Source organism: uncultured Cetobacterium sp. (genome assembly GCF_947038635.1).
Lineage (GTDB): Bacteria > Fusobacteriota > Fusobacteriia > Fusobacteriales > Fusobacteriaceae > Cetobacterium_A.
This window is the reverse complement of the sequence record NZ_CAMQXC010000107.1, coordinates 1-7784: the sequence shown is the minus strand read 5'-3', so window position 1 is coordinate 7784 and position 7784 is coordinate 1. Positions and strand designations below refer to the sequence as shown.

General features: G+C 30.3%; 8 protein-coding genes and 2 tRNA genes. 9 read left to right on the top strand and 1 reads right to left on the bottom strand.

All coding sequences use genetic code 11. The features are described 5' to 3' along the window. The first annotated feature begins 76 nt into the window (after positions 1 to 76). Both Q0V08_RS09400 and Q0V08_RS09395 read left to right on the top strand, forming a co-directional pair. Positions 77 to 168, top strand: a tRNA-Ser gene (locus tag Q0V08_RS09400). Between the two features lie 52 nt (positions 169 to 220). Beyond that, positions 221 to 297: transfer RNA gene (locus Q0V08_RS09395), tRNA-Arg, on the top strand. 36 nt (positions 298 to 333) lie between these two features. Here the strand turns inward: Q0V08_RS09395 and trpS are convergent. Then, complete coding sequence (gene trpS / locus Q0V08_RS09390; protein ID WP_297434199.1) at positions 334 to 1317, bottom strand: tryptophan--tRNA ligase; 984 nt, start codon at positions 1315 to 1317, stop codon at positions 334 to 336. A 138-nt stretch (positions 1318 to 1455) separates the two neighbouring features. Here trpS and Q0V08_RS09385 point away from each other — a divergent pair, with 138 nt between their 5' ends. The 7 genes from Q0V08_RS09385 (at position 1456) to Q0V08_RS09355 (ending at position 7666) form a co-directional block, all read left to right on the top strand. Then, positions 1456 to 2943: a carboxypeptidase M32 gene (locus tag Q0V08_RS09385; RefSeq protein ID WP_297434198.1), complete on the top strand. Its 1488-nt coding sequence runs from the start codon at positions 1456 to 1458 to the stop codon at positions 2941 to 2943. Between the two features lie 11 nt (positions 2944 to 2954). Further along, the gene (locus tag Q0V08_RS09380) at positions 2955 to 3902 is read left to right on the top strand and encodes an ROK family protein (protein WP_297434196.1); all 948 of its coding nucleotides are present in this window, start codon (positions 2955 to 2957) and stop codon (positions 3900 to 3902) included. Positions 3903 to 3999: 97 nt separating this feature from the next. Beyond that, the gene (locus tag Q0V08_RS09375; RefSeq protein WP_240218918.1) at positions 4000 to 4611 is read left to right on the top strand and encodes an acetate uptake transporter; all 612 of its coding nucleotides are present in this window, start codon (positions 4000 to 4002) and stop codon (positions 4609 to 4611) included. Positions 4612 to 4725: 114 nt separating this feature from the next. Next, positions 4726 to 5160: a 50S ribosomal protein L13 gene (gene rplM / locus Q0V08_RS09370; RefSeq protein WP_047380412.1), complete on the top strand. Its 435-nt coding sequence runs from the start codon at positions 4726 to 4728 to the stop codon at positions 5158 to 5160. Positions 5161 to 5185: 25 nt separating this feature from the next. Next, positions 5186 to 5575 carry a 30S ribosomal protein S9 gene (gene rpsI / locus Q0V08_RS09365; RefSeq protein ID WP_297434201.1) on the top strand — a complete coding sequence of 130 codons (390 nt, stop codon included), beginning with the start codon at positions 5186 to 5188 and terminating at the stop codon, positions 5573 to 5575. A 373-nt stretch (positions 5576 to 5948) separates the two neighbouring features. Then, positions 5949 to 7070, top strand: coding sequence for a hypothetical protein (locus tag Q0V08_RS09360; protein ID WP_297434191.1), 1122 nt, complete (start codon positions 5949 to 5951; stop codon positions 7068 to 7070). 107 nt (positions 7071 to 7177) lie between these two features. Beyond that, a complete protein-coding gene (locus Q0V08_RS09355) occupies positions 7178 to 7666 on the top strand; it encodes a hypothetical protein (RefSeq protein ID WP_297434190.1) in 489 nt (162 codons plus the stop codon). The last annotated feature ends 118 nt before the right edge of the window (positions 7667 to 7784 follow it).

Sequence of the window (7784 nt, the reverse complement as noted above, 5' to 3'; positions counted from 1 at the left end):
TGGTAAGGAACCGGTCTTGAAAACCGGCGTCGCAAGACTTCAGAGTTCGAGTCTCTGACCTTCCGCCATAAAGGATGGTGAAGTGGCAGAGTGGCCTAATGCACTCCCCTGCTAAGGGAGAGTACGGTTAATCCCGTACCGTGGGTTCAAATCCCACCTTCACCGCCATTATAAAAGCAGTTTAAGGTAGAGTAACTACCTTTTTTTTATAGACAAATATGCATCCGTGGCTCAATTGGATAGAGCACCTGACTACGGATCAGGGGGTTAGGGGTTCGATTCCTCTCGGGTGCGCCATAAAAAAAGTAAAAAGACAGTTTTCACTGTCTTTTTTTATTTGTTATATGCATTTCCTATTAATCCGACAGCTTTTTTAGCGGCAGTTATTTGCGCTTTAGCAATTTCTCTAGCTTTGGTTGCTCCTTTAGCAAGAACTTCTTCTACATATTCCATATTATTTACTAATTCTTCTCTTTTTTCTCTAGCATCTTTAAAATACTCAAGTATAGCATTTAAAAGTTCAGTTTTAGCATGACCATATCCATAGTTTCCAGCAATGAATTTATTTTTCATCTCTTCAACTTGTTCCTTAGTTGCAAAAAGTTCGTAAAGTTTAACGATATTGTTATTTGGATCTTTTGGTTCCTCTAAAGGGGTAGAATCAGTAACAATACTCATAATTTGTTTTTTAAGCTCTTTTTTAGATGCAAACATATTAATTGTATTACCATATGATTTACTCATTTTTTGTCCGTCAGTACCAGGAATAACAGCTAAATCCTCTAAAATTTGAGGTTCAGGAAGTTTGAAAAGTTCAACTTCATATTGTTGATTAAATTTTAGTGCAATATCTCTTGTCATTTCTAAATGCTGTTTTTGGTCCTTTCCTACTGGAACAATGTCAGCATTATACATAAGTATGTCAGCAGCCATAAGAACAGGGTAAGTTAAAAGTCCTGTATTAGGTGTAAATCCTTTAGCAACTTTATCTTTATATGAATGTCCTCTTTCTAAGAGTCCTACAGGGGTAATGTTAGAAAGTAACCACATAAGCTCTGTATGCTCAGGAACATCTGATTGTAAAAAAATAGTTGACTTTTCAGGGTCAAGTCCTAAAGCTAAATAATCTAAAACTATGTTATAAGAGTTTTCTCTAAGTGCTTTTGGGTCAGTAAGAGATGTAAGCGAATGATAATCAGCAATAAAATAAAATCCTTCGTATTTATCTTGGTTTTCTATAAATTGTTTCATGGCTCCAAAATAGTTTCCTAAATGTAATATTCCACTAGGTTGAATACCTGATATACTTCTTTTCATAAAAGCTCCTTTTATACTATTATATTTTTACATATAAGTTTACATTATTTTATTAAAATTATCAATAGAACGTGAAAATTCTTGTTAAAGAGAGAAAAATTCAATATAATTAAATAAAAAGAGTAAAGGAGTGGAATTATGGAAGAAAAAATAAAAAAATTCAGAGAAATGATAAAAGAGAAAAAAATAATAGATTCTATGTTAGCTTTACTTCAATGGGATTTGGAAACCCAAGCACCAAAAGGTGGTTATAAATTGATCTCTGAAATGATAGGAGAATTAAGTTTAAAGAGCTATAATTTAACTACTTCTAAAGAGTTTTTAGAGACATTAAAAGATTTGAAAAAAAATGAAGAAAAATTAGATAATATAATGAAACGAGAGATAGAAATTTTAGAAGAGGAAGTTGAAAAAATAAAGGTTATTCCAAGTGAAGAGTATAAAATGTATTCGGAGCTTACAGCTAAAGCTCAAGGGATATGGGAATTAGCTAGGGAAAATAATGATTTTGAAAGTTTTGCTCCTATTTTAGAGCAAATTTTCAATTTTAATCGAAAATTCATAGAATATAGAGGAATAAAGGATGATGTTTATTCAGAAATCTTGAATGATTATGAAAAAGGAATGAATGTAAAAAAATTGGATAATTTTTTTGAAGAATTAAAAAATGAAATTGTACCTTTATTAAAGGAAATAAATAAAAATAAAAGAAATTTTGAAAAGAAAATAAAGTTTGAAGTTTCAGAGTGTGATCAAAAAAAATTTTCCAAAGAGATATTAGAATATATAGGGTTTGATTTAGAAAAGGGAACTTTATCAGAAAGTGCTCATCCATTTACATTAACAGTGAATAAAGATGATGTTAGATTAACAACAAGATATTTAAAAAACCTTCCATTTTCAAGTGTTTTTAGTACTATTCATGAGGGAGGACATGGAATATATGAGCAGGGAGTAGCTGAGGAGTTAAAAGAAACAATTTTATCTGATGGAGCTTCTATGGGGATTCATGAATCTCAGTCAAGATTTTATGAAAATATTATTGGAAGAAGCAAAGAGTTTTGGTTTGGAATTTTAGAGAAAAGTAAATTTAAATATAATGAGTTATCAAAATTATCTTTAGAAGAGATTTATAAAGGAATAAATGAAGTTTCACCATCTTTAATTAGAGTTGAAGCCGATGAATTAACATATTCGTTACATATAATGGTGCGTTATGAAATTGAAAAAGGGATTTTATCGGGAGAATATTTAATAAAAGATTTACCGAAAATTTGGAATGAGAAAATGAATGAATACTTAGGAGTGATACCATCAACAGATTCAGAAGGAGTGCTGCAAGATGTTCATTGGTCTTGTGGTCTTATTGGATATTTCCCATCGTATGCTTTAGGAAATGTTTATTCTCTTCAAATTTTAAATGCTATGAAAAAGGATATAAATATAGAAGGAGCGTTAGAAAGAGGAGAGTTAAAAAAAATTAAAGAATGGTTAGGAGAAAAAATTCATAGATATGGAAAATTAAAAACACCAAAAGAAATTATGATTTCAGTAACTGGAGAGGAGTTAAATCCAGAGTATTATATAGAATATTTAAAAGAAAAATATAAAAATATTTATAATTAGGAGGGAGTTTTATGAAATATTTTGTAGGGATAGATATTGGTGGTACTAATAGTAAAATTGGAATACTAAATGCAGATGGAGATATTCTAAAAAGTACAAGTATAAAAACAGAATCAATAGAGGGAGTAGATTATACTCTGAATAAAATTTGGTCTACTGTTTTAGAGTTATCAGATGAACTAGATATAACTAGAGATTTAATAAAAGGAATTGGTATGGGGATACCAGGACCAGTTATTGATCAAAAAAAAGTTGGTTTTTTTGCTAATTTTCCTTGGGAAAAAAATATAAATATTAGTGAAAAAATGGAAGAGATTTCAGGAGTAAAAACAAGACTTGATAATGACGTTAATGTAATAGCTCTTGGAGAGACTTTATATGGTGCTGGAAAAGGGTACTCTAAAAGTGTAACAATAGCACTTGGAACAGGAGTAGGTGGTGGAATATTTATAGATGGTAAACTGATTTCAGGAGCTACTGGTGCAGGTGGAGAAATTGGCCATATGAAATTAGAAAAGCATGGGAAAGTATGTGGTTGTGGTCAAAAAGGGTGCTTTGAGGCTTATGCATCAGCTACAGGAGTAATAAGAGAAGCTTTATCAAGATTACAAATAAATAAAAATAATGAACTTTATAGATTAATAGATGGTGATTTAAATAAATTAGAAGCTAAACATGTTTTTGATGCTGCTAAAAAAGGAGATAAGTTTTCTTTGGAGATAGTAGATTATGTTTCGGAATATCTTGCTATGGGAATCGGAAATGTTTTAAATATTATAAATCCAGAAATAATAATTTTATCGGGAGGGGTAGCTTTAGCTGGAGATATTCTGTTAGATAAAGTAAAAGAAAAGTTACCAAATTATGCACTAGGAATAACAATTGAGAATCTTCAAATTAAACTTGGTGAACTTGGGAATGATGCAGGAATAAAAGGAGCTTCAGCATTAACAATATAAAAAATAAATAAAGTTAAGTATTTGTTGACAAAGTTTTATGAAAAGGTTAAAATACTCCTTGCGTAAAAAAATTAATTAAGGAGTAAGAAAAGAGAAAATGAATCAAAACAATCATGTAAAAATTGAAGTAGCAGACCCTTCAGCATTAGGACTATTAGGTCTTGCAATAGTTACATTAGTAGCATCAGCAAATAAGTTCGGAATTGTAAGTGGAGTATCGTTAGTAATTCCTTGGGCAATATTTTTAGGAGCTTTTGTTCAGTTAATAGCTTGTTTAAATGATATTAAGCATGGGAATGTATTTGGAACTACAGCATTTGGTGGATATGCATTCTTTTGGTTTGGAATGGCTATGAGCTGGATGATACAACTTGGAGTATTTGGTGAAGCTATGAAAGCTGCAGCAGATCCTAAAGCTTTTGGATTTGTATTTATAGGATATTTAATATTCACACTATACATGACAGTTGGAGCTATTGAAACTAATAAAACATTATTAATAATATTTATATTAATTGATTTCTTATTTATCGGATTAGCTGGAACAACATTTGGAATTGCTCCTCATGCAATGCATACATTAGCTGCTGTATCAGAGTTTGCAATAGCTATGATGTCATTCTATGGATCAGCTGCAAATGTTTTAAATAAAACTTTTGGAAGAGAGTTTTTACCACTAGGAAAACCTTTAGGAATCTTCAAAAAGTAATTGACAAAAAAGGAAAAAATAGATATAATATCTAGGTATAATAAATCCTTTCCCACAAAGGAACGCCGTTCGTTATATTAAAAAATATAACTATTTTCGAGGAGGAAAAAAAACGTGAAGAAATACACTGCAATGCAAAGAAAAGAAGACGTTGTTAGAGAATTCGTTCAATACGACGCAGAAGGAAAAATTTTAGGAAGATTAGCTGCAGAAATAGCTAAAAAATTAATGGGTAAAGATAAAGTTTCTTACACTCCACATATTGATGGAGGAGATTTCGTAATCGTTACAAATATCGAGAAGATTGCTGTAACTGGAAAGAAATTAACAGATAAAGTTTACTACAGTCACTCAGGATTCCCTGGTGGATTAAAAGAAAGAAGATTAGAAGAGATTCTTGCAAAGAATCCTAAAGAAGCTTTAATGCTAGCTGTTAAGAGAATGCTTCCAAAGAACAGATTAGGAAGAGAGCAGTTAACAAGATTAAGAATATTTGTTGGAGCTGAGCACGCTCATACTGCACAAAAACCAGTAAAGGTAGAATTTTAATTAGGAGGGATTGACAGTGGCAGAAATGATTCAATATAGAGGAACTGGAAGAAGAAAAACTTCAGTAGCAAGAGTAAGACTTATTCCTGGTGGAAAAGGAATTGAAATAAACGGAAAAACTATGGCAGACTACTTCGGTGGAAGAGAGTTACTTTCTAAAATCGTTGAGCAACCATTAAACTTAACTGAAACTTTAGACAAGTTTGAAGTTAAAGTAAATGTAATCGGTGGAGGAAATGCAGGTCAAGCTGGAGCTATCAGACATGGATTATCAAGAGCTTTATTAGAAGCTGATGAGACTTTAAGAGGAGCTTTAAAAGAAGCTGGTTTCTTAACAAGAGACTCAAGAATGGTAGAGAGAAAGAAATTCGGAAAGAGAAAAGCAAGAAGATCTCCTCAATTCTCAAAGAGATAATCGCTTTTTATTCAGAAAAATTATTGCAGATACAATTATGTATCTGCTTTTTTTTATTTTATGATATGAAAAATTAAATATATATAATAAATTTAAAGATAAAAAAAATATATATTAAAAAGTTAATGACTACAAGTTCAGTGAAGTGTGGATTGAAAAAATAATGAAAAATAAAGTGTTATTTTACAAAAAATGATTTTTTAATTAAAAAAATGATTTAAGAGTAAACAGAGTAGACGTAAAAAGTGAGTAAAAAGTTTGGAAAAAAATAAAAAAATATTTACAAAAAGATTAAAATATTGTATAAACTAGGTAACGGGAGAAATTCAAAAACGGGGATTTCTAAAAAAAATAATAACTGGAGGGAATTTATATGAAAAAGTTAGCACTTTTATTAGGTTCTTTATTAGTAGTTGGAGCAACTGCATCTGCAAAAGAAGCTGTGGTAGCACCAGTAGAAGTATCGAAAGAGGTAGTAGTAGTAGCAGACGTGGTTGAAGAGGTAGTAGTAGAGGAAGCTTTCAGACCATCTGGATACATCGGATTAGAGTACAGAGCGTACGGAGAAACTGAAGGGCATGGAGATAAAATTGTAAGAAATGCTCTAGGAAACTTATCAGATACTAACCAAGATACTTGGAATAGAGGAGCAAACAATAGAGCAAGACTTCAAACAACATTTGGAGTTCAAATGACAGAAAATTCTAGACTAGAGGGAAGAGTTAGAGATTATACTAATTTAGATTCTAAAGATGATTCAGTAACAGGAGTAGGAAAAGCTTATGGAACTGAAACTAGATTAAGATACTCTTATAAGCACAATGATGTTTTAACTTCTAGATTACAATATAGAGATGAAGAAAATGATTCTCAAAACTTTGAATATATGTTAAGATATACAGCTTACCAAAATAAAGGTGGATTATTATCTAAAATAGTTTTAGCACCAAATGTATATCACTCAATGGCAGCAGATAATGGTGGAAACTATTTAAATACAATTGGATTAGATATTGAGTATGCAGGTAACTTACCATTTGGATTTACTTGGGATGGAACTTTATACTTAGATCAAAACTTCTATAACCAAGAGTTTAAAACATCAGCTACATCAACTAAGAAAAGATCATTTGATGTAACATGGGAGATTTACTTATATAGAACATTTGGATTATATACAGGAGAGAAGACAAACGTAGACTTTAACTTTGTTGGAGGATATGACCCATACATCTTTAGACAATACGAAAGATACTCACCAGCAAAAGCAGCTACATCAACTGCATTAGCTATTCCAGCATCAACAACAGAAAAGAATACATATAGTTTATATACAGCATTAGATGTATCAGTAAACTACCAATTAACACCTGCTGTTTCTTTAAACGGAGGAGTTGGAGCAGAGTATAGAAACTGGGATAACGAAAACCAATCTTCAGCTAATGACTGGAGATGGCAACCATATGCATTCGCTGGTATGAAAGTAAACTTCTAATTCTATAAATAATAATAGAAATTAAGTTTGAAATATTATTTCCTTGTAAGAATTATTCTTACAAGGAAATTTTTTTATAAACAATATCTAATATGAAGGAGAAGAAGATGAAAAAATTCTTATTATATTTTATAGTATCAACACTTTTAATAGCCAATGTTCCAGAAAGAGTTAATAATAATATTGAAAAAAATTCATATACTCAAGATAATTCGAGCATATATGTTAGAGATCAGGAAAGAGCATATAAAAGAATAGTTTCTTTGGGAGAAAAAGAGGGACTTTCAAAAGAAAAGATAGAAACTGAAGTTGTAAGATTGGAAAAAAAATATGGAACAGATTATGAAATTATTTATAAACATTTTTTTTATGATGTAAAAGAAGTTTCTAAAAAAGAGAAAAAAAATGAAGAGATTAGAAAAGTAAATGAAGAAAAAAAAGTAGTGTATAAAAAAGTGATTCAAGAATCTAAAATTCCTGAAAATATAAAGAGTTATATAGATATTCAAGCTCAAAAAAAATATCCTAATGACTATTCTCAAAGAGTAAAATATGTAGAAGAATTAATAGAGTTTTATAATTTTATAAAAAAATAAAAAAGTTTGTTGACATAATGTAAAAAAAATGGTATTATTATTTTTGTCAGCGGGAAACACCGTAGACGAAAGTTAAAAGATAAGGACATTAACAACCGAATAGAGAAAATAGTCAGAA